General features: G+C 69.5%; 18 protein-coding genes. 7 read left to right on the top strand and 11 right to left on the bottom strand.

What is annotated here, in order from left to right:
• Positions 1-25: 25 nt before the first annotated feature.
• The gene (locus FL344_RS00790) at positions 26-472 is read right to left on the bottom strand and encodes an ATP-dependent DNA helicase (RefSeq protein WP_194862929.1); all 447 of its coding nucleotides are present in this window, start codon (positions 470-472) and stop codon (positions 26-28) included.
• A gap of 264 nt (positions 473-736) precedes the next feature.
• Here FL344_RS00790 and FL344_RS00785 point away from each other — a divergent pair, with 264 nt between their 5' ends.
• On the top strand, positions 737-1,156 hold the full coding sequence (locus FL344_RS00785) for a 2TM domain-containing protein (RefSeq protein ID WP_141589645.1): 420 nt from the start codon (positions 737-739) through the stop codon (positions 1,154-1,156).
• A 13-nt stretch (positions 1,157-1,169) separates the two neighbouring features.
• Here FL344_RS00785 and FL344_RS00780 read toward each other — a convergent pair whose 3' ends face one another.
• Positions 1,170-2,231: a gamma carbonic anhydrase family protein gene (locus tag FL344_RS00780; RefSeq protein ID WP_141617110.1), complete on the bottom strand. Its 1,062-nt coding sequence runs from the start codon at positions 2,229-2,231 to the stop codon at positions 1,170-1,172.
• Positions 2,232-2,452: 221 nt separating this feature from the next.
• On the opposite strand from FL344_RS00780, the gene FL344_RS00775 reads away from it, so the two are divergent.
• Together FL344_RS00775 and FL344_RS00770 are read left to right on the top strand one after the other, a co-directional pair.
• Entirely contained in the window at positions 2,453-3,907 is a 1,455-nt protein-coding gene (locus FL344_RS00775) for an MATE family efflux transporter (RefSeq protein ID WP_141589643.1), read from the top strand.
• 18 nt (positions 3,908-3,925) lie between these two features.
• Positions 3,926-5,779: a hypothetical protein gene (locus tag FL344_RS00770; RefSeq protein WP_228564654.1), complete on the top strand. Its 1,854-nt coding sequence runs from the start codon at positions 3,926-3,928 to the stop codon at positions 5,777-5,779.
• Between the two features lie 5 nt (positions 5,780-5,784).
• Here the strand turns inward: FL344_RS00770 and FL344_RS00765 are convergent, their stop codons facing one another.
• The gene (locus FL344_RS00765) at positions 5,785-6,891 is read right to left on the bottom strand and encodes a hypothetical protein (protein ID WP_141617108.1); all 1,107 of its coding nucleotides are present in this window, start codon (positions 6,889-6,891) and stop codon (positions 5,785-5,787) included.
• Positions 6,892-7,101: 210 nt separating this feature from the next.
• Here FL344_RS00765 and FL344_RS00760 point away from each other — a divergent pair, with 210 nt between their 5' ends.
• Positions 7,102-7,305, top strand: a complete 204-nt coding sequence (locus FL344_RS00760; protein ID WP_141589640.1) for a hypothetical protein — start codon at positions 7,102-7,104, stop codon at positions 7,303-7,305.
• Positions 7,306-7,374: 69 nt separating this feature from the next.
• On the opposite strand, the gene FL344_RS00755 is transcribed toward FL344_RS00760, so the two are convergent.
• The 4 genes from FL344_RS00755 to FL344_RS00740 form a co-directional block, all read right to left on the bottom strand.
• On the bottom strand, positions 7,375-9,048 hold the full coding sequence (locus FL344_RS00755; protein ID WP_141617107.1) for an iron ABC transporter permease: 1,674 nt from the start codon (positions 9,046-9,048) through the stop codon (positions 7,375-7,377).
• Positions 9,045-10,091, bottom strand: coding sequence for an ABC transporter substrate-binding protein (locus tag FL344_RS00750; protein WP_141617106.1), 1,047 nt, complete (start codon positions 10,089-10,091; stop codon positions 9,045-9,047). The genes FL344_RS00755 and FL344_RS00750 overlap by 4 nt, the downstream gene beginning before the upstream one ends.
• A gap of 117 nt (positions 10,092-10,208) precedes the next feature.
• A complete protein-coding gene (locus FL344_RS00745) occupies positions 10,209-11,465 on the bottom strand; it encodes an SO2930 family diheme c-type cytochrome (protein ID WP_228564653.1) in 1,257 nt (418 codons plus the stop codon).
• Between the two features lie 21 nt (positions 11,466-11,486).
• Positions 11,487-13,031 (bottom strand): parallel beta-helix domain-containing protein, encoded by a 1,545-nt coding sequence (locus FL344_RS00740; RefSeq protein WP_194862928.1) that lies wholly within the window; start codon positions 13,029-13,031, stop codon positions 11,487-11,489.
• A gap of 238 nt (positions 13,032-13,269) precedes the next feature.
• Here FL344_RS00740 and FL344_RS00735 point away from each other — a divergent pair, with 238 nt between their 5' ends.
• The 3 genes from FL344_RS00735 to FL344_RS00725 all read left to right on the top strand — a co-directional run bounded on the left by FL344_RS00735 (position 13,270) and on the right by FL344_RS00725 (position 16,140).
• Positions 13,270-14,163: a DUF3445 domain-containing protein gene (locus FL344_RS00735; RefSeq protein WP_228564652.1), complete on the top strand. Its 894-nt coding sequence runs from the start codon at positions 13,270-13,272 to the stop codon at positions 14,161-14,163.
• Between the two features lie 197 nt (positions 14,164-14,360).
• A complete protein-coding gene (locus FL344_RS00730; RefSeq protein ID WP_011557029.1) occupies positions 14,361-15,140 on the top strand; it encodes an FKBP-type peptidyl-prolyl cis-trans isomerase in 780 nt (259 codons plus the stop codon).
• A 169-nt stretch (positions 15,141-15,309) separates the two neighbouring features.
• Entirely contained in the window at positions 15,310-16,140 is an 831-nt protein-coding gene (locus FL344_RS00725; protein WP_141589634.1) for a dienelactone hydrolase family protein, read from the top strand.
• On the opposite strand, the gene FL344_RS00720 is transcribed toward FL344_RS00725, so the two are convergent.
• The 4 genes from FL344_RS00720 to FL344_RS00705 all read right to left on the bottom strand — a co-directional run bounded on the left by FL344_RS00720 (position 16,134) and on the right by FL344_RS00705 (position 20,497).
• The gene (locus tag FL344_RS00720; protein ID WP_141589633.1) at positions 16,134-16,709 is read right to left on the bottom strand and encodes a CAP domain-containing protein; all 576 of its coding nucleotides are present in this window, start codon (positions 16,707-16,709) and stop codon (positions 16,134-16,136) included. The two genes, FL344_RS00725 and FL344_RS00720, sit on opposite strands and share 7 nt — an antisense overlap.
• Positions 16,710-16,800: 91 nt before the next feature.
• Positions 16,801-17,478: a CAP domain-containing protein gene (locus FL344_RS00715; RefSeq protein ID WP_141617102.1), complete on the bottom strand. Its 678-nt coding sequence runs from the start codon at positions 17,476-17,478 to the stop codon at positions 16,801-16,803.
• Between the two features lie 77 nt (positions 17,479-17,555).
• A complete protein-coding gene (locus FL344_RS00710) occupies positions 17,556-18,896 on the bottom strand; it encodes a DUF1552 domain-containing protein (protein WP_141617101.1) in 1,341 nt (446 codons plus the stop codon).
• Positions 18,893-20,497, bottom strand: coding sequence for a DUF1592 domain-containing protein (locus FL344_RS00705; protein WP_228564651.1), 1,605 nt, complete (start codon positions 20,495-20,497; stop codon positions 18,893-18,895). Before FL344_RS00705 ends, FL344_RS00710 begins: the two co-directional genes overlap by 4 nt.
• Between the last annotated feature and the right edge of the window lie 311 nt (positions 20,498-20,808).

Raw genomic sequence — 20,808 nt, 5'->3', positions numbered from 1 at the left:
GTCCGTGGGGTGGATGCTTTGGAGACTAGCCATGCCGGGAGTTGCTCGCGGAGCGCCCGTGCATGGGATTGTCGCGGTTCCAGCGTGCGCGCTCCTGGCGCTCACGCTCCAGGCGGGCGATGCGTTCCCGCTCCTGGCGCTCACGCTCCAGGCGGGCGATGCGTTCGCGCTCCTGCCGCTCGCGTTCGATGCGGGCCAGACGCTCCCGTTCCTGGCGCGCGCGCTCCAGGCGGGCCTGCCGCTCCCGCTCCAGGCGCGCCTTCTTCTCGCGTTCGATGCGGGCCTGCCGTTCCCGCTCCAGCCGCTCGTTCTCCGCGCGCTGCCGCGCGGCATCCACGCTGCCACCCCGTGCCCAGGCCTGGGTGTTGTTGGGGGCCTGGATTCCGGAGGCGCCATGCACGCCCTGCGCGAGGACCGGGCTTCCGACGGACATTGCGATGACCACAAGCACCCGCATCAGCTTTCCACGCATGACTGCCTCCCGTTCATGGCCACCGTGGCCTTGTTTCGTCGTCTTGCTCCTTCTGACGGGAGGTCCCGGGAGGCATTCAGTCCCCTTCATTACGGCCGCGGGAGGCGCCCCCCTGCCACGGACGCGCGTCCCGGAGCGTCACTCACCGATAGAGCGACTTGAGCGCACCCCGGCTTCCGTCGCCGCCGATTTCGATTTCCTGGTGGGCATGGGGGGATTGCTTCTCTTTTCGTGGCGGATACGCCGCGCTAGCGTCCCCGTCCCATGGCGGACACACGGCAGCGCAGTGCACCTCCGAGTTTTTCCCAGAACGAGGCCGCGGACATCATCCGTGAGGCCACGGCTCGCGCGTTGGCGGGCAAGGACGTGGATCGCTCGCTCACCCGGGAGGACCTGCTCGCCATGGCCCGGGAGATGGGCGTGAGTGAAGCCGCCGTGGAGAGCGTCATCTCCGCGCGCGCGGGACGTGACAAGGCGCAGCGCCGCATGCGCAGGGCCTACATGGGCCTTGCGTCACACGCGACGAGCTACACCATCGTCATGGGAGGGCTCACCTTCATCGACCTGTTTTCGGGGCCGGGCTGGTGGGTGCAGTACCCCGCCATCGGCTGGGGCATGGGACTGGCGTTCCATGCCATGGGCACGCTGCTCGCGGCCTTCAATCACGCGGACAGGCAGCGGTGAGCATGCGGGCGCGCTAGCCGATGCGCCGCAGCCCCGGCAGGTCTTCCGGCCGCAGCGCCCAGCGGGGCACCGGCGGCAGGGACGCCAACGTACCCGTCTGCGTCGCCGGGAAGCCCTCGATGTGCGCACCATCAGCGAAGGCGCTGCCCTGCTTCACCAGGCTGCCCGCGCCCACGAAGCTGCCGCGTCCCAGCCGCGTTCCGTCACAGAGGATGGCACCCGGCTCCACCACGGTGTTCGCGCCCACGTGGCTGCCATGCACCGTGCAGCCCGGACCGATGATGGCGCCGTCCTCCAGCGTCAGCGTGTGGTCCGACAGCCGGTGCAGCACGGTGTTGGCCAGCACCTGCACGCCCGCGCCGATGCGGACTGGGCCATTGCCATCCCCGAGGATTTTGACCCCGGGGCCAATGATGCAGCCCGGGCCGATGATGACGTCCCCTGTCACCTCGGCCGAGGAGAAGAGGGTGGCGGTGGGGTGCACCAGTGGGTGCTTGTCGCGAAACGTATAGAGCTGTCCCATGGGGGCGTCCTCTGCGCGATCTCTCGCGGAGAAAGCGGTGAGTGGCTGGCCCGGCAGGTCGAGGCTTCCGCCGCGGCGCTTCCGGAGCCGTTCCAGGTCATCCGCGGTGGTTCGACGGAGAATGCGGCCGGGGCGGCCCACGACGACGGAGTCGTCCGGTACCACGGTGCCCGCTGGAATGAGCGTTCCTTCCGCCAGCAGGCAGCGCGTGCCGATGCGCGCGCCGGGCATGAGGATGGAGCCACCTCCCACATTGCAGAGCGCGCCGACCTCCGCGCCGAGTACGACGCTGCGGTGGTCCAGGAAGGTACGCTCTCCCACCGTGACGGGCTGCTGCGGCAGTCCGATGATGACACCGTTCTCCAGTACGGCCGAGCCGGCGCCCAACCGCACGGCGCCTTCGTGCGAGCGCACCACCGCGCCTTGCGCGATGTTGGCTCCCGGACCCAGGAGGAGAGTTCCCAGCACCCGAGCGCTGCTGGAGAGGCTGAAGTGCGCGGCCCCCCCGACAGGCACCGCGGGCGCACTTTCGTGCGGCAGGCTGATGACCATTGACGCGGCACCCTACACCCACGCGCTCGGCGGCCCGACGGCCCGACGGCGCAGGTAGGTTGTCCAGCGTCCGACGCTCTCAGGGCCGGGCCTTGCCCTGGGGGCGGTTGCCCGCTCGCCGCGCAGGGGGCCGGGAGGGGAGAGGCGTCAGGTGTCGTGGGGCGTGGCGTCCCTGGACCTCTTTCGGCCTTCCTGACAGAAGGGCGCCAACGGAGGCAGGCATGTCTGAGTCATCCCCGGTCGGGTTCGAACCCGTTCCGGCGGAAGCAGGAGGTCCGCCCGAAGAGGGGCCTCAGGGGTTCTGGGCTTCGGTGAAGGAAGCCATTCACGGAACCGAGAGGGACCTCACCCGGCTTCCAGTTCGCAGCGCCATCTTCCTGCTCGCCGTGCCGATGGTGCTGGAGATGATGATGGAGTCCGTCTTCGCCGTCGTCGACGTCTTCTTCGTCGGCCGGTTGGGGGCGGACGCGGTGGCAGCGGTGGGACTGACGGAGTCGCTGCTCACCATCATCTACGCGGCGGCCGCGGGGCTGAGCATCGGCGCCACGGCGCTGGTGTCCCGCCGCATCGGTGAAGGAGACCCGGAGCGGGCCGCGCGCACGGCGGTGCAGGCGGTGGGGCTGGGCGTCGTGTTGTCCATTCCGGTGTCGGTGGCGGGCGTCTACTTCGCGCGGCCGTTGATGGCGCTGATGGGCGGCTCGCCGTGGGTGCTGGAGCACGGCATCCGCTACACGCAGGTGATGCTGGGCGGCATGGGCAGCGTCCTGCTGCTGTTCCTCATCAACGCCATCTTCCGCGGCGCGGGGGACGCGGCCATCGCCATGCGGGTGTTGTGGCTGGCCAACGCCATCAACATCGTGCTGGCGCCGCTCCTCATCTTCGGCGTGGGGCCCTTCCCGGAGCTGGGCGTCATGGGCGCCGCGGTGGCCACCACCTTCGGGCGCTCCTGCGGCGTGGTGTACCAGCTCTACCGGTTGGCGCAGGGCTCCGGCCGGCTGCGGCTGCGGCGCGAGCACCTGCGCCTGGAACCAGGGACGATGCTGGCCATGCTGCGGATGTCGGGCGCGGGCACGGCTCAGGCGTTGGTGGGCACGACGAGCTGGGTGGTGCTGGCCCGCATCGTGGCCACGTTCGGCAGCGCGGCGGTGGCGGGCTACACCATCGCGTTGCGAATCGTGCTGTTCGCGCTGCTGCCCTCGTGGGGGCTGAGCAACGCGGCGGCCACCATGGTGGGACAGAGCCTGGGCGCGGGAAAGCCGGAGCGGGGCGAGCACGCGGTGTGGACGGCGGGGCGCATCAACGCCGTCTTCCTGGGCTCGCTGGGGCTGCTGTTCGTCCTCGCGGCCAATCCCGTGGTGGGCATCTTCACGAACGACGCCGCGGTCATGAAGGAAGCGGTGCTCGCCCTGCGCATCCTGAGCGCCAGCTTCCTGTTCTATGCTTTCGGCATGGTGTTGACGCAGGCCTTCAACGGAGCAGGGGACACCACCACGCCCACCGTGCTCAACATCTGTTGCTTCTGGCTGTTGGAGCTGCCCCTGGCGTGGGTGCTCTCCGGACCCCTGGGCTTGGGGCCGCCGGGGGCATTCCTTTCCATCTCGGTGGCGTTCTCGGTGATGGCGCTGGTGGCCGTCATCCTGTTCCGGCGCGGAACCTGGAAGCACCGGGTGGTCTGAATGGGAGGGCGGAACGTCATGGTCCATGCACGGCGCTCCGCCCGGTCCCCGGGGCTGCTTCCGGTGCTCCTGCTCCTCGTCCTGGGGCTGGCTTCGTGCCACACCGTGGAGTTGCCCGGGGATGAGGTGGCCTGCGCGGGGCTGCGGTGCACCGCGGGCACCTGCTTCTCCAACGCGGGGCAGCCCATGTGCCGCTGCGGACCGTGGGAGCGGGCCGCGGGGCTGACGTGCTCGGTCGCCGCCTTCACGCAGCCGGATGACCATGGGGGCTCGCCTGACAGCGCGACGGTGCTGACGCTCCCCATGTCGCCCCAGGAGGGCCGCATCGACAAGGGCTGGCGGGAGGCGATGCTGGACAGGGACTTGTTCGCCGTCACCGTGGAGGCGAGCGGCCTGTATCGCTTCTCGTGCACGAGGCTGACGCTGGTGGAGTGCCGGGTGCGGTTGCTGGATGTGGCTGGGAACGCGCAGGACATGCCTTCCATGGTCGAGGGGGCGACGGTGTCGTGGTTCCCCACGCTCTCCGAGGGCACCTGGTACTTCGAGGTCTCCAGCAGGGACTCGCACGGGCGCTACACGTACGAGCTGGAGTCGCTGGGCGTGGACGACCATGGCGATACGTTGGAGGAGGCCACCGTCGTGGAGGCCGGCTCCGGCACGTCGTTCCCCGTGCGGCTCTCCTCGCCCTTTGACGCGGATGCGTTCACCTTCCGCTCGCGGGTGGGGCATGGCTACCGCTTCATCTGTGAGCAGGCTCCCAACCCGTTCCTTCAATTGACGCTGCGGTCCGCGACCGGCTTGCTGATGGATGCGGTGCAGGGCACGTCAGGGGAGCCGCTCACGGTGAGCCTGCAGGCGACGTCCGAGCGAGACTGGCTCCTGCTGCTGGCTGCCGACCAAAGCACCTTCCCGGTGGATGCCGCCTGCCGCTTCGAGGACCTGGGGCCCGATGAGCATGGCGACACACAGGAGACCGCCACGCCCATGACGCCGGGTGTCCCGGTGGCGGTCACCCTTCAGTCGCGTGATGACGTGGATGTCTTCTCCTTCACGGGGGAGCCCGGGCATGTCTACACGGTGCGGACGGAAGGGGCCGGGCGGTGGTCGGCCCAGGTGGTGGACGAAGATGGCGCGAACGTGGCGCTCACGACGACCGACCAGTTGCGGGTCCGAATGAATCGCTGGGGCACCTACTCCCTTCGCATCCAAGGCGGGACTCCCTGGGCGCACTCCTTCGTGCTGACGCTGGTGGACGCGGGAACGGATGACCATGGCGACTCTCCAGAGACGGCGACAGTCATCTCCCCGGGAACCGCCATCACGGGTCGCTTCGACTCACCTCAGGACACGGATGCCATCGCCTTCTACACCCAGGTGCGTGCCATCTATCTTGCGTCCTATGCGCCGTTCGCCGACCTGTCCCTGAACCCGCGAGGCGCCGTGGGCATCCTGGGGTTGGGGGGCGGCCGCCATCTCTTCAGCGCGAGGGACGCCCGGCAGGTCACCCTGATGTTCCAGCCCCTGAATGGCGTGGAGGGTTTCTCCCTGACGCTGGAGGAGGTGGCCTTCGATGACCATCCGGACGCCAGCGAGGATGCGCAGGTGCTGGCGTTGCCGGCTTCGGTGTCCGGTGTGGTCCAGTCGGCCGTCGACACGGACGTGTTCTCCGTCTGGCTGGAGGAGGGGCGCGCGTACCGGCTGGGCCTGGACGCTGGCACGCTCCGCGTGACGCTCATCGCTCCTGGCGGTCTCCTGGCGAATCTGCGGGACGGACGGTTCGTGGCGAGCCGGAGCGGTCTCCATACGCTGTTTCTCGCCGGTGCTTCCGGCCTGGAGCAGGTCCCCTGGCGCTTCACGCTCCAAGCGGAGTGAGTGCGTCAGGGCAGGCAGATTTCAAAGCCGGTCCGCCCGGCGGGGAAGGTGTCCCGGGGGCGTGAGGCGGGCGTCACGGCGTAGAGGTGGAAGTCGAGGCGCCGCTGGAGGAAGCCCTTCAGCGCGGGCGCCAGCGGGTCCAGTTCGTCCTGGTACAGCGTGAAGAAGTGGAAGCCCTGGCCGTGAAAGTCCGCGTACACCCGCTCCACGAGCGCGCGGAAGACGGCCGGGTCTTCTCCGCGCACGCTGGTGTTGCAGAGATAGAAGTAGCGGAAGTCGCTGCCCGGCGCGGGCAGGCGCGGCGCGCGGAGCGCGGTGGCCAGCGTGTCCCAGCCCCACCGCACCCAGCGCATGCCTCCACGGTAGGCATGGACGCGGTAGCGCTTCACGGCCTCCGGGTTCCAGGCGCTGGTGCAGCCCACCAGCGCGCCGGTCGCATCGAAGGCCAGATAGGTGTCTTCGATTCGCAGCCCAGGCCAGTGGGCGAGGCGGTGCTCCAACTCGCCCGTGTCGAAGCGGTAGCCGAAAGGACGCGCGCGGTGGTCGGCATCCAGCAACGCCGAGACAGCGGGGACGTCCGCGGGCGTGGCGCGCCGCACGGTAACGGCGCTTGGCCGGGGACGGCGGCGGAGCAGGAACTGGATGGACACGGCGGAGAAGCGACGGAGCAGGGCGTAGTGCGGCTGGCTCACGCGCCCGGGCCGCCGCCGCACGAGCGCATGGAGCGCGGGGGCATTGGAGGCCATGACGGCCGTGAGGAAGGTGTCCACGCCCAGGCGCTGGGCGCTTTCCTCAATCATGGGCCCGTAGAAGCGCGCGAGGCCGCGGTTCCGGCGCGCGGAGAAGCGGGTGCGCAGGTCTCCCAGGTAGCCTACCCGGCACGGACGGCCCTCCAGCCAGCCATCGCGCACGTGCACGGCGCCCATGCCGTCCAGCCGGCCGTGCTCGCCGTGGACCCAGACCTCCGTCTCTCCGCGCTGCATGGTGTAGAGGCCGAAGTAGTCGGGCGCTCGCTGTGCGGAGAGGACCAGGTCTCCCTGCATGGGCACCGTGCCGAACAGGTCGAGCAGCGCGGTGTTGTCGTCACGAGTGGCGCGTCGAAAGTTGCTCATGCGGCGGTGACGGAGTCTACCCTGGCCGCCGCCGTTTGCCGTGAGTCCCTCGGTTTTGGCGCGACGGTGCTTCGAGGCCGTGTCCGAAACACCATGTCGCTGTGTGTCAGGAAGTCTGCTGTTGCGTCGCGGAAGCACGCGGCGTGTGGATTGGCTGCCTCGTGTCTGAGTCTGGAGTTAGGCTGGAGGCTCCCCGAAAGGAGTCACGCGATGAAGAAGAATGGAATTGCGATGCTGATGGCGCTGGGTGTGGGACTGGCGGCGGGTTTCGGAATGGCGTTCATGCCGTCCACGGCCGAGGCCAACGCTCCTGAGTTCACGCAGTCCATCTGTGAGCGCAACTCGGACTGTGACCACTTCTGTGGCGAGGGATTCGGGCACTGCATCCGGGGCACGTACTGCGCGTGCATGTAATGGCGAGCAGGTCCTGAAGGCATCGCCAGGAAGCCGCCGGCTCCCTGGCGATGTCGGGCACCTCCGCCATCACCGCGTGTCCAAGGGCCGCCGGGTCAGCAGCGCGAGCAGCGCCTGCCCCACCACCACCAGCGCGATGAAGGCACATGCCAGCACCGCGGCGGCGGCGGGGTCCGCGTAGCTCTGGAGCTCGAACAGCAGCGTCCCGAGCACCTCGGTTCCCGCGGGAACGAGCAGGACGGACATCGTGATTTCCGTCGCGCAGGCGAGGAACGCCAGGACGAAGGCCGCGGTGAGCGCCGGCCGCAGCAGGGGCAGGGGCGCATCCACGAACGCGCGCCAGGGGCCGGCACCATTGACGCGCGCGGCCTCGGTGAGCGAGGCGTCCAGTTGCGCGAGCGCCTCCTCGCTGTTGCGCGCGCCCAGCGCGAGGTACTTCGCCACGTAGGCGATGAGCAGCAGCCACGGCGTGTGTGCCAGCGCGAGCACGAAGGCGACGCGGTCCAGCAGGATGAAGCGCAAGTCTCGGGAGAACGCGAGCAGCAGCGCCAGGGCCAGCACCGTCCCCGGCACCGCGTAGGGCCATACCGCCAGCGCCTCCACGCCCGTGCCCAGGCGGCGCAGCCCGCGTCGCAGCACCGCCGCCGCGAGCCCCAGCCCACACACCAGGACACCCGCGCCCGCCGCCAGCAGGACGCTGCGCCCCGTGGCGTGCAGCGTGCGCGGCTCCAGCAACACACCCGCCCAGTGCGTCAGCGTCAACGTCTCCCAGGTCAGCGCCGCGCCGAAGCTGCGCTGGAGCGACGTGAGGAGGATGGCCCCCAGCGGGAGCAGCACCAGCACCGCGGCCGTCATGCTCACCGCGCCCAGGACGAGCCCGCGTGCGCGCCCCAGCGGGAAGGGACGGGAGGACAGGCCCTTGCCCGCGCTGAGGCGGACCCGGCCGGCCCGGCCCAGCGCCCAGGTCACCAGCATCGCCATGGGGGCGAGCAGCAGCAGCGACGTCGCCAGTTGCACGGCGCGCGCCAGGCCCTCGTCACCGCCCATCAGCACCAGTTCATAGATGCGAGTGGTGAGCACCCGCGTGGGCGGTGAGGCCGACACGCCCAGCAGGTACGGCACGCCGAAGGACGAGGCCGCCATGAGGAACACCATCACCGCGCCCGACAGCAGGGAGGGCAGCGCCAGCGGCAGCGTCGTCGTCAGCAGCGCCCGGGACGTCGAAGCTCCGCAGACGCGCGCGGCTTCCTCCACCGCCGGGTCCACGCGCCGCAGGGCCGCCGCGCCCGCCAGCAGCACCAGCGGGAGGCCCGACACGCCCTCCACGAAGGCGATGCCCGCGGGGCCGTAGATGTCGAAGGTGTCATCGCCGAGCAGCCGGTTGAGGTACCCCGCTCGAGGGCTCGCGAGCGACAGCCAGCCCATGCCCCAGATGAACGCGGGCACGGCGGAGGGCAGGGTGAACAGCACCGTGAAGGCCCCGCGCAGGGGCAGGTCGGTGCGTTGCAGCACCAGCGCCAGTGGCGTTCCCAGGACGAAGGCCAGCACCGCCGCGCCCGTGGCGATGAGCAGCGTGTTCCCCAGCGTGCCACCTTCGGCGAGCAGCCAGTCCAGGCCGCCCGTCCCGGCGGGCCCCAGGCCTCGCCAGAGCAGTGCGGCCACCGGAAACACGGAGAAGCAGAGCACCGGCACCAACCACAGGCCGAGCCCCAGCCACTGGGATTTGGGCGCTGCCGCGCTCATTGTGAGAAGGCCTGGCGGAAGCGCTCCTTCACGGCGCCGCCCTGTGTGAGCCCGCGCTCGAGCAACTCGGGCGTCCATGGGCGTGCGCGCTCCAGCAACTCCGAGACACCGGCCTCTCCCCGAGGGCCCGCGAGCCTGGGGTCCGCCGCGTGCATGTCTCCCTTCTCCACGATGATGCGCTGGCCTTCGGGCGACAGCAGCACGTCCACCACCGCCTTCGCCGCGACGGGGTTGGGCGTCGTCGTGAAGAGGGCCGCGGGGCCGGGAATGACGACGGCGCCATCGGTGGGCCACACCACCTGGATGGGACTGCCGCGGGCCTGGGCCGCGAGCGCGTTCTCCAGGAGCAGCACGCCCGCATCCGCCTCGCCGCTCTCCACCTTCTGGAGCACCGCCGCGTTGCCTCCCGCGACGATGGCGCCTCGCTGGCGCAGCCCGGGGAAGAAGGACTCGCCGTACTTCGCGTCGCAGAACACGGCCCAGGTGAAGGCGGTGCCCGACGTCAGCGGATCTCCAATCGCCACGCGTCCCGTCCACGGACCTTCCGCGAGCGCCGCGAAGGAGGGGGGCGGCGGTGGCCCGTCCTTCCGGTGCACCAGGACCATGGTGGACAGGCGCAGGGCCGCGTAGCGCGCGTCCAGGTCCACCAGGGCGCGGGGCACCCGGAGCACGTTGGGCGAGGCGTAGCGGAGCAGGGCGCCTTCACGGGCCAGCCGCTCGTAGAGGAACGGGTCCGACGTGGCCAGCAGGTCCGCGCGGATGGCCCCGGCGGCGCGCTCCGCCTCCAACCGGCTGGCCACCTTCTCACTTCCCGCCTGATACCAATGCACCCGGACGTCGGGGAGCCGCGCCTTCAGCAGCGGCTCCATCGCGTCCAGGACGTGCCGGTACATGGACGTGTAGACCCAGACGTCTCCGGAGGGCGTGCCCTCGCGCGCCAGCGTGGGCCCGGCCGCGGGCGCGGCGGACTCGATGCGGCAGGCGGCGAGCAGGGCGAGCGCGGCGGCGACCCCCGCGGCCCGGAGCAGCATGGGCAGGGACATGTCCCTGCGATTATGCGGCACGCGCGCGCCCTGTCACGCGGCGCGGACGTCACGCATCGGAAACGAGAAGCCCCTCCGCGCACCGGGCACGGAGGGGCCGCTCGTCTGACCAAGGACCTACTTGCAGGCCCGCGCCGGCATGGCGTCAATCCAGTCGGCGATGAGTCGTGAGCCCTGGTCGTGGCGAAGCACGCGGCCCAGCTCCGGCATCATCTTCCCCGACTCCTCGGTGTGCAGGCGGTACCAGAGGATGGACACCGAATGGTCGCCGGGGACGATGTCGAACTCACCGCCCACGCCACCACCCGCGGAGCCCGGCCGCTTGCACACGCCCAACGTGAAGTCCTCCGTGTTGTCCACGTTGAGGAACAGCCGGCTGGTGGTGCCCGCCGTCCCCTTGGGGTTGTGGCAATGCGCGCAGTTGATGTCCAGGTAGGCGCGTGCGCGCCGCTCCAGCGTGCCGTCCTCCTCGTTGAACGCGTTCGGCGCGCGGGGAATCTGGTCGACCGGAGGCAGCCCCGTCAGCCGGCCCAGGTTGGCCAGGTGCTGAAGCTGGTTGATGGGCCCGTCGCCATAGTCATGGTCCTGATTGAGGTAGCGGGCCTTCACGCCAATGGGCAGCAGCACCTGGTTCTCCTGTGCGTCCTGGAGATGGTGGCACTTCAGGCACTGGTTCTTGCTGGGCACCAGGTAGTCCAGCGTCCGCTCCACGCCGTCCTCGCCAATGAAGCTCACGCCGCGGACGACGCGGCCGCCGTTGGCCAGCGTGGCCTCCGTCTGGGCTTCGTTCCAGAAGTAGGGAAAGGCCTCCCAGCCTCCGGGCCTGTGCACCAGCACGCGCGTCTCGATGGCGCGCACGTTCTCTTCCGGGACGCGGAGGTCCGCGGGGAAGGAGAACGTCTTGGTGATGATGGTGCCCACCGGCAGGTCCAGCACGTCGGTGGCCGAATACCCGGCCTGCGCGTCCGGCGGGATGTACAGCGTGCGCGACTTCACCGAGTAGTCGGAGAAGAGCGGCGTGGTCAGCGCATAGGGGATGTTCCCCTCCACCGGCTGGAGCCCACCTGTCGCGGGTGTCCCGGTGAAGAGGCCGAAGCCCGACAGGGTATTGGGCGGAAACGCAGGCCCGGCGTCTGGCGTCCCCGCGTCCTCGTTCGTCCCCGCGTCCTCTGGGGTGCCGGCGTCCTCGCCCGCGTCACCCGTGCCCGCGTCCGGGGTGCCGCTGTCCTCGGGCGGAAGCCCGGAGTCGACGATGGAGCCGCCTCCGCCGTCCGGGGTCGGCGTCACGCCGTCCTCGTCACCCGAGCACGAGGCCAGCGCCGCGGTCACCAGCATCGCGGCGAGGCCCAGTCCTGGGATGAACGGCCTGTACATGCGTCCGTTCTTCACGATGTCTCAGCGGATGGTCAGGGCCGGGGTGAAGCCCGAACAGTTGTAGGGCTCGGCGCCCTGGGCATAGCGGCGCGTCTCTCCCCAGGCGGCGGCCGCGTTTTCGGGAGTGGGGCCCGCCGAGAGGTGGCCACCGACGGCCTGCAGGTCGAAGTCCACCACCGAGGCCTGCGTGCCCTCTGGCAGCGTGTTGCGGGTGAAGCAGATGTTGATGGGGTTGGCCAGGCTCTCATCGCGAGGCGCCGGGTCGACGCCGTCCCACAGCACGTGCTCCACGCCCGTCACGCCGTGGGCCGCGGCGCCGTACTGGTAGACTGCGCCCACCAACGCGCCCAGCGGACGGCGCTCCGGGTCCGGCGTGCCGTTGTCCACCATTCGGCCGCTGCCACCGGTGAAGGTGTTGTCGTGGATGGAGATGTCCTGGCTGGGGAAGTTGAAGAAGCCGGCCGCCCACTGGACGGGGTCGGGCTCGATGGCCAGACCGCTGAGGATGGCGATGTCCACCGTGTTGTTGTTGCCCCACGTGTTGTGCTCCATCTCCACCCGGCGTGAGGCCAGGATGAAGGTGCCGGTGCCGGCCGGGACCTGGGACACGGTGCTGCTGCTGGCCTCCACGGAGGCGAAGTTGGGGCGGTTGTTCCCGGTGATGGTGTTGTGGGCGACGTAGATGTCCGTGCCCCGGATGGGGTTGCCCGGCAGGTCGAACACGACCAGGCCCGTGGTGTTGTCCTCGGCGACGTTGTTCGTGACGTGGGCGTACTTCGTGTTCTCGATTTCGATGCCCGCCACGTTCTTCTTCGCCACGTTCCGCCGGACGATGGTGTGCTGCGTCTGACCGACGTAGATACCCGCGTCGGCGGCGTTGTACGCCTCACAGTCCTCGACGAGGACGTACGTCGATTTCACGGGGTAGATGCCGTACTTGCCGTTGCTCTGCTGGTTCTCCTGGGCCCACTCGGTGCGGAGGCGCTGGATGTTCACGTTGGTGGAGGACTCGATGCGCAGGCCATCCTTCTTCGCGTTCCAGACGGTCAGGTCGCTCACCGTGAAGAGCTTGCTCACCACGTCGAAGCCGTTGGTGTTCGCCGCCGCGTGCGTGAAGTCCAGCACGGTGCTGGACTCGCCGCCGGTGGCCTCGCCCTGGGCGCCCTTGCCCGCGCCCTTGACGGTGATGCCGTTGGCGCGGATGGTGATGGCGTTGTCGAACTGGAAGGTGCCCGCGCCCAGGTTGATGGTGGTGCAGTCGTCCAGCGCGTTCACCGCGTCCTGGAGGTCCTGCTCCTGGCCCGGGTTGAACGTCAGCTCGGTCTGCTCCTTGCCTTCGCAGGAGAATTCCTGCGGCCAGGCCATGGAGCCGCCGGCGTCCGGGGTGCCCGCGTCACTGCCTGCGTCACTGCCCGCGTCGCTGCCTGCGTCCGCGGGTATGCCAGAGTCCGGCTGGCCCGCGTCCGGACGGTCATCGCCGTCATCCGAACAGGCGGGAAGGACAATCAGGCCCACGAGGGCAAGAAGCACGGCACGGGGCGCGCGCGACGGCGGCAGAGGATGCATCAGGTATCTCCTGTGGAAGTGCTGCGCCTTCTGGCTTCTGAGCACGAGGCTCCAGGGCGCGGCCCGGAATGCGAATCCTCCCTGTGAAGATGAACAACCTCAAGGGTGAGACATCAAAAAACAGCCACCCTTCCGTGACGCGATGCGTTCTGCAACGCGATTGATAAATTGCTCCAATCCTTCATGAGAGGTCGACGCGGTGCTGCCTTACTTCCCCTTCGAACAGGATGTCTTTTCAATGTCGCTGGGCGTGCGTGCGCTGAGGCCCGAAGAGACACTCATTGAAGTAGACGCGTCGCGCTATGTGGACGAAGTGGCATTGAAGGCAGCGCTGCTGACGGCGGGGCACGCCGAGCGCTTCCAGGGAGGGCCCGGAACAGAGGAACTCCAGTGGGAGACGTTGACGGTGCTGCTGCCTGCCATGGCGCGTCAATCGCCGGAGCACTTCTCGCTGGAGGTGGAGGGCACGCGCTGGTGCTGGCACAACCGCCTGCTGGGCACGCGGACGCACTTCACGCCGGGGGATGCGGCGAGCCTGCCGCTGGCGCCGCTGGACTGGTTTGGCCGGCAGGTTCAGGAGGACCTGCTGCTGCTGGACGGCACGCATGAGGGTTTCCCGCTGGTGGCGGGCCAGTTGTGTTTCCCTTCCGGGTGGTGCTTGGGGGACAAAATGGGCCGGTCGCTGCTGGCCGTCCACGAGCCGGTGCCCCAGTTCAACGCGAAGCTGGGGCCCTCCACGCTGAAGTTGATGGAGGGCCTGAAGCCCGGGCGCCCCGTCACGCGCTGCAACTGGGCCATCAGCGTCACGGAGCGGCTGGACCTGGAGCCGCGCACGCTGCCGGAGTGGCGGCACTTGTTCGACGGCATCACCCCGGACAATGCGGGCGAGCGCTGCTTCCTCCGCCTGGAGCGTCAGACGCTCACCCGGCTGCCCCGCACGCGCGCCATCCTCTTCACCATCCACACCTACGTGGCCCCGGTGGCCTCGGAAGTGGAAGCGCCCGGTCGGCGGCAGCGGCTGGCCCGCGTGCTGCGCACCGTGCCCGCCGACACCGCGGCCTACAAGCGCATCACGCCCGTGCTGGCGCCGCTGCTGGGCTATCTGGAGGCGGGCGAGGCTGACGCCGGGTGAAAGGGGTAATGAAAAACCCCACCTTCTGGAAAGGACACGAGGTCGCCCTGGGGGCGGGCGGGGTGTCGCTCAGGAACGGGGACGCTTCTGGGGCGCCGTCGAACCGGAAGTCAGGCCATTTCTGTAGTAAGTCGCCCCTCAGAACTGACTGCGGCGATGTCTCACTGCCGCTCTAAAAAGCAAGGAAGGGCAACGACATGCAGAAGACGTGGCTGGTCGCGGGAATGCTGGTGCTGGCGGGCTGCCAGCAGCAGGGCAAGACGGATTCGACGCCGGCGGCGACGGCGACGGCGCCCGGCGCGAGCGCGAATCCGCAGACGGAGGACCAGAAGACGCTGTACGCGCTCGGCCTGTCCATTGGCCGCAGCGTGAGCGTGTTCGACATGACTCCCGAGGAGCTGGAGTACGTCAAGGCGGGCATCACCGCGCAGGTGAAGGGCGACAAGCCCGCGGTGGAGCTGGAGACGTACGGCCCGAAGCTGCAGGAGCTGGCGCGCGCGCGCAGCACCCGCAAGGCGGAGGCTGAGAAGGAGAAGGCGAAGGCGTTCCTGGAGACGGCCTCGAAGGAAGAGGGCGCCCAGAAGACGGAGTCCGGCCTCATCTACAAGGAGCTGACCGCCGGTACGGGCGCGTCGCCCCAGGCGTCGGACATCGTGAAGGTGCACTACCGCGGCACGCTGCCGGACGGCACCGAGTTCGACAGCTCGCACAAGCGTGGCGAGCCCACGCAGTTCCCGCTCCAGGGCGTCATCAAGTGCTGGACCGAGGGCGTGCAGAAGATGAAAGTGGGCGGCAAGGCCAAGCTCGTGTGCCCGTCCGACATCGCCTACGGTGACCGCGGCGCGCCGCCGAACATCCCGGGCGGCGCTGCCCTGGTGTTCGAGGTGGAGCTGCTGGAGATCGTCAAGCCGCCGGAGATGCCGGCCATGGGCGGCACGCCGCCGGCGGGCAAGCCCTCCGCGGCCGAGAAGAAGTAGTCACCGTCTTCACGCAGGACGCCCAGGGGGCTGGCGGGGAATTCTTCCCTCCCAGCCCTCTTCGCGTTCGCGGGCACCGGAGTGGCGGAGGGGCGCTGCCTCGGGGTAGTCCAACAGCCGCCAGCGTCTCCGCCTCGGGGACGGGCCAACCCACGGAGGTCGACACATCATGCGCCAGGGCCTGCTGTTGATGATGGGAGCGCTGCTGCTGAGCGCCTGTGTCCAGGGCCGCGCCCGGGAAGTGCTCCGCGAGCCGTCCGCCACGGGCGCTGTCTCCGAGTCGGAGTTCAAGGCGCTGCACACGCTGCGCGAGGACGCGCCGCCAGTGCTCAAGGGCCAGGAGGTGGAGGTGGCCGGCACGAAGGCCTACCTGAGCCTGCCCCAGGGCGCGCAGGGGCCGCTGCCCGCCGTCATCGTCATCCATGAGTGGTGGGGGCTCAATGACCACATCCGCCACTGGACGGACCGGCTGGCCGCGGAGGGCTACGCCGCGCTGGCGGTGGACCTGTATGGCGGCAAGGTGGCCACCACGCGGGATGAGGCGCTGGCGCTGCTGAAGGCCGTGGACCCGGCGCGCGCACAGGCGATGCTGACGGCCGCGCACACCTTCCTGCAGCAGGACGCGCGGGTGCAGGCACCGCGCACGGGCACCATCGGCTGGTGCTTCGGGGGCGGCTGGTCACTGCGCGCGGCCATGGCCATGCCGGAGCTGGACGCGGCGGTCCTCTACTACGGCAACCCGGTGACGGAGGCGCGGGAGCTCGCCGCCATCCGCGCGCCGGTGCTGGGCATCTTCGGCACGAAGGACCCGTCCATCCCCCTGGAGACGGTGCAGGCCTTCCGGCAGGCCTTGGATGATGCGGGCGTGCGGCACTACATCCTGGAGTTCGAAGCGGAGCACGCCTTCGCCAACCCGTCGAGTGAGCGCTACGACGCGCAGGCCGCCGCGGGTGCCTGGCAGCAGGTGGCGGCCTTCCTGGACCAGCACCTGCGTCAGTAGGGGCGCTGGCCCACGTAGTTGCCCGGCGGCGCGTAGTTGCACACCCAGAACGTCCAATTGGGGAACTGGGAACCGAAGGGCGAGTTCGTCGTGCACTCCTGGACGGCGCAGCCCAGGGCCCGCGTGTTGCGCCACACCACCTGGGTGTAGTGGCCGCAGACCTTGCCGCTCGCGCAGGTGTTGGCGGCGTGGTCGTAATGGGCGGCCTCGTCCACCCAGCCCTGCACCACGCCCTGGGCGCCCATGGCGCTGGACGATGCCGCGGTGAGGTTCTCCCCCAGGTTGCCGCGATTCGGGTTGTGCGAGAACTGGCACTTCGCGGCGTAGGCCTTCGCCGTGCGCGTCGCCTGCTCGTCCCACGTCAGGTCCTCCAGCGCGGGGGAGGCCGCGGGCGACACGTTCCTCCGCGCGGCGTTGTGCGCGGCCAGCATGTCGCGGTCGAACTGCGTCATGACCAGCGGCTCGGTGTCGCCGTCCTCCTCTCCGGGTGTGTCGGAGCCACAGCCGGTGAGGAGCAGGGGGATGAGCAGGCCAAGCGGTCGAAGATGGCGGGGCGTGGGGCGGAGCATGGGGGGGATTATCCGCCGCCAGGCGGAGGGCCGTCATCCCCCGCCGCGTGAGTGTCCGGCACCTGGGACACCCCGGCCCCGTGGGGCGCGGTCAGTAGGGCCGCTGACCCACCCAGTTGCCCGGCGGTGCGTAGTTGCACACCCAGAGCTGCCAGGTAGGGAACTGCGCGCCGAACGGTGAGTTCTTGTTGCACATCACCGTGGCGCACCCCACGGCCGTCGTCTTGCGCCACACCACCTGCGTGTAGTGCCCGCACACCTTGCCCTTCTGGCAGGTGTTGCGCCGGTAGTCGTAGTCCGCGGCTTCGTCCGCCCAGCTCTTCACCACCTGGGACGTGGTCCACGCGTCGGGCGTGGCGGCGGCGAGGTTCTCTCCGAAGTCGCCCCGGTCCGGGTTGTGCTCGAACTTGCAGGCCTTCGCCCAGGACGCGGCCTTGCGCTCGGCCTGGGTGGACCAGGCCAGCGGCGGCAGCGCGGGCTTGGGTGCGGGCTGGGCCCGGGAGCGCGCCAGGTTGTGCGCGGCCACCATGTCCCGGGAGAAGTCCTTCGCATCGGGAAGGGCCGCGCGTGGCTCCTTCGGCTTCGCGGACGCAACGGGCTGCCGGGTGGCCACGGCCTGCCGGGAGGTGGCGTTCTGTCGCCGCCCCTGTTGGGTGCCTCCGCTCCCGCAGCCGAGCAGCGGCGGCAGCAGGAGCAAGGCGGACCAGCGGAAGGCGCGGGAGAAGGAAGGCATGAGGGGGATGATGCGCCAGGACGCCCGCTCATGCATGTGAAGCGTGCGCGGCGGGGCATCGCGTGCGGTGGGCCGCCCGCTCGCATGCTCCGCCGCGCACGGGAACGCCGGCGCTACACAAGGCCCGGCAGGGGGCCCGTCCCGTCGTCACCGAAGGTGGTGATGTTGGGCACGCCCATGGCCTGCATCAGGTAGATGTACAGGTTGGCCAGCGGGTCCTCCTGGTAGACGATGTGCCGGCCCGGCGTGAGCGCGCCGCCGCCCTTGCCCGCCAGGATGATGGGCAGGTTGACGTGGTTGTGAGAGTCCCCGTCGCCGATTTCGCTGGAGAAGTAGACCATCGAGTTGTCGAGCATCGACAGGCCGTTGGCCTCGATGACCGACTTCATGCGCTCCAGCAGGTACTGGAGGAGCGTCACCTCCCATTTGTCGATGGTGGCGAGCGCGTTGTAGTTGGACTGCGACTTCTGGTGGTGCGAGTACGTGTGGTGTGCGCCGCTGAGCCCCAGGAAGGGGTAGACCTTGTTGGCGCGCGCGTTGGCCAGCATGAAGGTGGCCACCCGGGTGAGGTCACACTGGAAGGCGAGGATGATGAGGTCCATCATCGCCTTGGTCTTCGCCGTCGGGTCCTCGGACACGATGGGAGCGGCTCCCGTGGCGCAGGTCATGGATGGGACGGACACGTCCTCCACCCGCTTCTCCAACTCCCGCACGCTGGTGAAGTACTCATCCAGCTTCTGCAGGTCCGAGGTGCCCAGCCGGCCCTTCAGCGCGGTGGCGTCATCGCGCACGACGTCGATGATGCTCTTGCCGTAAGCGCGCCGCTTCTCGATTTGTGCCTGCGTCTCTCCGGGGATGCCGCCCGCGAAGAGCCGGTTGAACGCGGCCTGCGCGTTGGTCTCCTTGGCCACCGGTGTCCGAGGCCCCGCCCACGCGATGTTGTTGGCATACGGGCACGCGTAGCCGGAGTCGCAGTTTCCGATGCCGCGGCCCGCGTCGATGCCCAGCTCCATGGACCCATAGCGGGTGGCCCGCGTCGCCGTCATGTGGTTGGCGATGACCTGGTCCATGGAGATGCCCACGCGGATGTTGGTGCCCTCCGTCTTGTACACCTTGGCGCAGGACAGGAACGCGCCGGTGGCGGCGGCATGGTGCCCGTCACCATCCGGGAAGGCAGGCCTGTTCGCCAGGCCGGTGAGGACCAGCAGGTCGTTCTTCACCGCGGCCAGGGGCTCCAGCGTGGGCGTCAGCTCCCACGCGGGGCCCTCTATCGTGGGCGTCCACTTCTGCATGTGGATGCCGTTGGGCGTGTAGAAGACGGCCAATCTGCGGGGCACGGTGCCCGGCGCGCCATGCGCGTTGCGGGGAAGCATCTGCTCCAACAGGGGCAGCGCCATCAGCGCCCCCGTTCCCCGCAAGACGGTCCGTCGCGAGAGTCTGAATTTCTTGCTCATGGCGTCTGCTCCTCCTCGGCGCCACGCTGCGTGAAGTGGCTGCTCGAGACGATGCTGAGGATGTAGTCGACGAGCCGCCCACCGCGGGCCTCGGCCTTTTCGGCGACATCCTTCACCGCGCAGTGGTCGGCCTCGTCCAGGCCACGGCCCGTGGCATAGGTGAGCATGTGCTCGGTGATGCAGTTGGTCAGCTTCGGGTCCTCCTTCAGGTAGGTCTGCATGTCGCGCACCCCGTTGAGGATGGCGCCGTCGGGCAGGTCACCCGTGGCGTCCACGGGCGCGCCGCTCACCTCCTGGAGGCGCCAGCGGCCAATGGGGTCGAAGTTCTCCATCGCCAGCCCCAGCGGGTCCATCAGCCGGTGGCAGCCCTGGCACGCCGGCGCGCTGCGGTGGAGCGCCATGCGCTCCTTCATCGTCATGTCCGGCGTGATGGGCGGCGGCAGGTTCTCCACGTTCGGCGGCGGCGGCGGCGGCGCCGAGCACAGCAGCTGCTCCAACACCCAGACGCCGCGCTGCACCGGTGAGGTGCGGTCCGGGTTGGACGTGACGGTGAGCAGCGAGCCCTTGCCGAAGATGCCGCTGCGCTCCGGGTGGCCCGTGAGGTCCACGCGCTTGTGCGTGGGGCTGCCGGGTAATGGCAGGCCGTAGTGGGCGGCCAGCTGGTCGTTCACGTAGGTGAACGGCGCGTCGATGAGGTCCTTCAGCTTGAGGTCGCTGGAGATGAACTCCGCGAAGAAGAGCTCCGTCTCCGTGCGCATGGCGGCGCGCAGCTCCTCGTTGAACGCGCCATAGAGCGTGCCGTCCGGCACGGCGGTGCCCAGCGCGCGGGTGAAGAGCCACTGGCCGGCGAAGTTCTCCACCAGCGCGCGTGCCTTCGGGTCCGCGAGCATGCGCCGCACCTGGGCCTCCACCTCCGCGGGGTCGCTCAGCTTGCCCGCTTCGGCGGCGGCGAACAGCGCGTCGTCCGGCATGCTGCTCCACAGGAAGTAGGAGAGCCTGCTGGCCAGCTCGAAGTTGTCGAGCGTGTACGGTTCGGTGCTTCCTGGCGGCGCGTTCTTCTCCACCCGGAAGAGGAAGTGCGGTGAGACGAGCACCGAGCGCAGGGCCAGCTTCACGCCCACCTCGGGCGGGTCCGCGTGATGGCTCGACAGGTTGACGAAGGTCATCAGCTTGTCGACCTCTTCCTGCTGCACCGGCCGGCGCCAGGCGCGGCGGGCGAAGTTGGAGAGGATTTCGTGCGCGCACGGCGCGGGGTTGAGCGGGTCCAGCGCGCAGGAGTTGAAGACGCCGCGCGTCCAGGCGTCATTCACCAGCCGCTCCGCCGCGGCGGAGTACTTCTCCATCAACAGCGGCGACAGCGAGAGCACGTCGGCGATGTTGTCGAAGCCGTAGCCGTGGTCGTCGATAGGGAAGTCCTGGGCCGGCTGGGTGGTGTCTCCCAGCAGGTCCCGCACGGTGGCGTTGTATTCCGCGCGGTTGAGACGGTGAAGCGTGACGCGTCCCGGATTCTGGGGCGCGTTCTCGCACTCGCCTGCCACCGGGGGCTGCCCCGGTGGACCTGGTTCTCCTGGCACCTCCTCGTCGGGTTTGACCCGAGCCATCGGGCCGTCATCGGTGCAGCTGGTCACCAGCAGGGCGAGACTTGCGCCCGCAAGGAAGAGCCAGCCCCCTCTTCGTCGATGCATGGGTGTCACGTCGGCTACCCCCCTCCACACTGCCCCATCCGAAGCCGGGACAGCTGAAGCCGTAGCAATGCGCTCTCCACCCAGGCGCGTAGCCTGGTGGACCCCTCCGTTGTTTCAGGGGGCAGGATGGCGTTGGCTACCCGGAAGCGCGCTGGGAAGAGATTGGCGCGAATGGGTAGCGAAGTTCCCGGCGAAGGAACCGCGGACGAACGCAGCCTGCGGCATGC

The organism is Myxococcus sp. AB036A (assembly GCF_006547355.1).
GTDB classification, from domain to species: Bacteria; Myxococcota; Myxococcia; order Myxococcales; family Myxococcaceae; genus Myxococcus; species Myxococcus virescens.
The sequence above is the reverse complement of the archived record's forward strand: the minus strand, read 5'-3'. Positions and strand labels throughout refer to the sequence as shown.

Excerpts from the sequence above, each read along its gene's own strand:
- FL344_RS00790 (WP_194862929.1), bottom strand. The coding sequence starts at position 472 with ATGCGTGGAAAGCTGATGCGGGTGCTTGTGGTCATCGCAATGTCCGTC.
- FL344_RS00785 (WP_141589645.1), top strand. The coding sequence starts at position 737 with ATGGCGGACACACGGCAGCGCAGTGCACCTCCGAGTTTTTCCCAGAAC.
- FL344_RS00780 (WP_141617110.1), bottom strand. The coding sequence starts at position 2,231 with ATGGTCATCAGCCTGCCGCACGAAAGTGCGCCCGCGGTGCCTGTCGGG.
- FL344_RS00775 (WP_141589643.1), top strand. The coding sequence starts at position 2,453 with ATGTCTGAGTCATCCCCGGTCGGGTTCGAACCCGTTCCGGCGGAAGCA.
- FL344_RS00770 (WP_228564654.1), top strand. The coding sequence starts at position 3,926 with ATGGTCCATGCACGGCGCTCCGCCCGGTCCCCGGGGCTGCTTCCGGTG.
- FL344_RS00765 (WP_141617108.1), bottom strand. The coding sequence starts at position 6,891 with ATGAGCAACTTTCGACGCGCCACTCGTGACGACAACACCGCGCTGCTC.
- FL344_RS00760 (WP_141589640.1), top strand. The coding sequence starts at position 7,102 with ATGAAGAAGAATGGAATTGCGATGCTGATGGCGCTGGGTGTGGGACTG.
- FL344_RS00755 (WP_141617107.1), bottom strand. The coding sequence starts at position 9,048 with ATGAGCGCGGCAGCGCCCAAATCCCAGTGGCTGGGGCTCGGCCTGTGG.
- FL344_RS00750 (WP_141617106.1), bottom strand. The coding sequence starts at position 10,091 with ATGTCCCTGCCCATGCTGCTCCGGGCCGCGGGGGTCGCCGCCGCGCTC.
- FL344_RS00745 (WP_228564653.1), bottom strand. The coding sequence starts at position 11,465 with ATGTACAGGCCGTTCATCCCAGGACTGGGCCTCGCCGCGATGCTGGTG.
- FL344_RS00740 (WP_194862928.1), bottom strand. The coding sequence starts at position 13,031 with ATGCATCCTCTGCCGCCGTCGCGCGCGCCCCGTGCCGTGCTTCTTGCC.
- FL344_RS00735 (WP_228564652.1), top strand. The coding sequence starts at position 13,270 with ATGTCGCTGGGCGTGCGTGCGCTGAGGCCCGAAGAGACACTCATTGAA.
- FL344_RS00730 (WP_011557029.1), top strand. The coding sequence starts at position 14,361 with ATGCAGAAGACGTGGCTGGTCGCGGGAATGCTGGTGCTGGCGGGCTGC.
- FL344_RS00725 (WP_141589634.1), top strand. The coding sequence starts at position 15,310 with ATGCGCCAGGGCCTGCTGTTGATGATGGGAGCGCTGCTGCTGAGCGCC.
- FL344_RS00720 (WP_141589633.1), bottom strand. The coding sequence starts at position 16,709 with ATGCTCCGCCCCACGCCCCGCCATCTTCGACCGCTTGGCCTGCTCATC.
- FL344_RS00715 (WP_141617102.1), bottom strand. The coding sequence starts at position 17,478 with ATGCATGAGCGGGCGTCCTGGCGCATCATCCCCCTCATGCCTTCCTTC.
- FL344_RS00710 (WP_141617101.1), bottom strand. The coding sequence starts at position 18,896 with ATGAGCAAGAAATTCAGACTCTCGCGACGGACCGTCTTGCGGGGAACG.
- FL344_RS00705 (WP_228564651.1), bottom strand. The coding sequence starts at position 20,497 with ATGGCTCGGGTCAAACCCGACGAGGAGGTGCCAGGAGAACCAGGTCCA.